Here is a 2,615-nt window from a genome sequence, read left to right on the forward strand (position 1 = left end):
AGACCCAATCATAGCCTACAAAGCGCGACTAGAAGTTGGGATCTATACCATGCTGTTGGATCTGGTCGCAAAGGAGATGGAGAAAGAAGAAAAAAGCGCCCAAAAAAAGTCTGAACGCGAACAAGCCGAGCAAGTCGTAGAAACAGAACAAGTCGTAGAAACCGTACAAACAGCACCAAACGTACAAACCCACTAAATAGCCAACTCACGAAGGAATACCGATATGATCGAGATTGGTCACTTCATTTCAAATAATGTGATTGCAGGAACTTCAGGGCAATCCAAAGACGTCTTTAATCCATCAACTGGCGAGGTGTCTGGAAGGGTATCCTTGGCGAGTGTTGATGAGGTTGATGTGGCTGTTGCTGCTGCAAAAGCTGCATGGCCTGCTTGGTCGAAAACGCCAGCTCTTCGACGCGCTCGAATTTTGGACAAGTTCAAATCAATCCTGTGGGATCGATTGGACGAATTGGCACAAGTGGTTTCCAATGAGCACGGCAAAACATTTGACGATGCGCAAGGTGAAGTTACGCGCGGTTTAGAAGTTGTTGAATTTGCAACTGGCATCCCACACCTGATCAAGGGCGAGTTTTCAGAAAATGTGGGCACTGGCGTTGATAGCCACATGGTGCGTCAAGCCCTTGGCGTGGTTGCAGGTATCACCCCATTTAACTTTCCAACCATGGTTCCCATGTGGATGTTTCCTGTAGCATTGGCAACGGGGAATACGTTTATTCTCAAACCCAGTGAGCGCGACCCTTCCGCGCCGATATTGATTGCACAATGGTTAAAAGAGGCAGGTCTGCCGGACGGTGTGTTTAATGTGGTCAATGGCGACAAAGTTGCGGTGGATGCATTGCTTGAGCATCCTGACGTTAAAGCCATCAGCTTTGTGGGCTCCACCCCAATTGCCCAATATATCCACCAGAAAGGCACGGCCAATGGCAAACGCGTGCAAGCCCTTGGTGGTGCTAAAAACCACATGCTCATTATGCAGGACGCAGATTTGGATATGGCGGCCAACGCCCTGATGGGTGCGGCTTTTGGGTCAGCTGGCGAACGCTGCATGGCAATTTCGGTTGCTGTGCCGGTTACGGATGCTGTAGCTGACGCATTGATCGCCAAACTCGTTCCCAAAATTAAGGCGCTCAAAGTTGGACCATCCCTAACACCGGGCATGGAAATGGGTCCGCTTGTGACTGGTGAACACCTCCAAAAAGTTACCTCATATATCGACCAAGGCGTTCAAGAGGGTGCTGAGTTGGTGGTTGACGGCCGGGACCTCACAAAACCTGATGGACACGAAAACGGATATTTCATCGGCGGCTCCCTGTTCGACAACGCCACCACAGATATGACGATCTATAAAGAAGAAATATTCGGCCCAGTACTAACGGTAGTGCGCACCAAATCTTATGCCGAAGCCGTTGAAGTGATCCACGGACATGAATATGCAAATGGCGTTTCCATCTTCACGCGGGATGGCGATACTGCACGCTCGTTCAGCCAAGATATTGAAGTTGGCATGGTAGGCATCAACGTGCCCATTCCTGTGCCAATGGCCTTTTACAGTTTTGGTGGCTGGAAAAACTCACTGTTTGGCGATCACCATATGCATGGCATGGAAGGCGTTCGTTTTTACACCAAAATGAAAACCACCACTAGCCGGTGGCCAACTGGCGTGCGAAATGACGCGCAATTCTCTATGCCAACACTGGGGTAAACGGCGACTGTTTTCGACGGAGGTGTACCCACTGTTCGCTAATCAACAACTTGAAAAACAAATTCGGCAACAGCTTGCCGTTTCGATCTCCACTTTTGAAGGGATGGTTTGCGTTCATGGTGGTGTGGCTACAAGTATTCTAATCAACGTACGTCTGCTTCAACGACCGTTCAGTTTTGCCTAGCACTTTTGATGAAGTTCCGTTCTCCGCCCAAGCTCAAAGATTATGTAGTTATTGAGCTTGGTCGGTTTGTCCGCAAAGCCAACATCGAACTTCAGCTAATCCACACAGCTCGCTACTCATCCTCAAACGGGTTTATTTTCAACTGCAATTCGAATTAGAACGTACCGTTTGTTCAGTGTTTGACGTTTTACGCTCCCAAATCCCCCTGTTGGTTGTTTTGGTTTGCAAGTCGCTGCCAATGAGAAAATGTAGAGTATACAACTGCAATCTGGTCCCACATATCCGCAATACAATCCCACTTAACGACAAAGCGATCCCGCGTAGCGACAATCGAGAGCCAGTTAACGCATTGCAGAACTGTATATAGGCTTCGGAGCGAGCGGTTGCGTGCATATAATTGCAATCAAAACCGCGGAATCTACTTTGCATTTTTGTTGGGATGGGGTTTGGACCTCAAGGTAATAGACTGAAATACAAAGATATTTTGTGGTATTTCCATTGCGACACTTTATGAACTCCTCGGGAAATCAACAACAACACCCCGCAGACCCGTTAGCGATAAAAAAAATCCACAGCCATCTTTTCAAGCATTTGAGAATATCGTTAGAATGACTGTAAATCATTTAGGTTTTTCAGCGCATTAGCTCGTGGTGCTGCGTGGCGAGACGTCTGCGTGGAACAAGATCTGGCCCATATTGCGCAAAAGTC

General features: G+C 48.0%; 2 protein-coding genes. Both read left to right on the plus strand.

What is annotated here, in order from left to right:
- A partial coding sequence (locus Q0231_RS16570) for a hypothetical protein (RefSeq protein WP_299349361.1) occupies positions 1 to 196 on the plus strand: 196 nt, incomplete at its 5' end.
- A gap of 27 nt (positions 197 to 223) precedes the next feature.
- The gene (locus tag Q0231_RS16575; RefSeq protein WP_269392437.1) at positions 224 to 1,723 is read left to right on the plus strand and encodes a CoA-acylating methylmalonate-semialdehyde dehydrogenase; all 1,500 of its coding nucleotides are present in this window, start codon (positions 224 to 226) and stop codon (positions 1,721 to 1,723) included.
- Positions 1,724 to 2,615 lie beyond the last annotated feature (892 nt).

This window comes from uncultured Maritalea sp. (assembly GCF_937139385.1).
Lineage (GTDB): Bacteria > Pseudomonadota > Alphaproteobacteria > Rhizobiales > Devosiaceae > Maritalea > Maritalea porphyrae_A.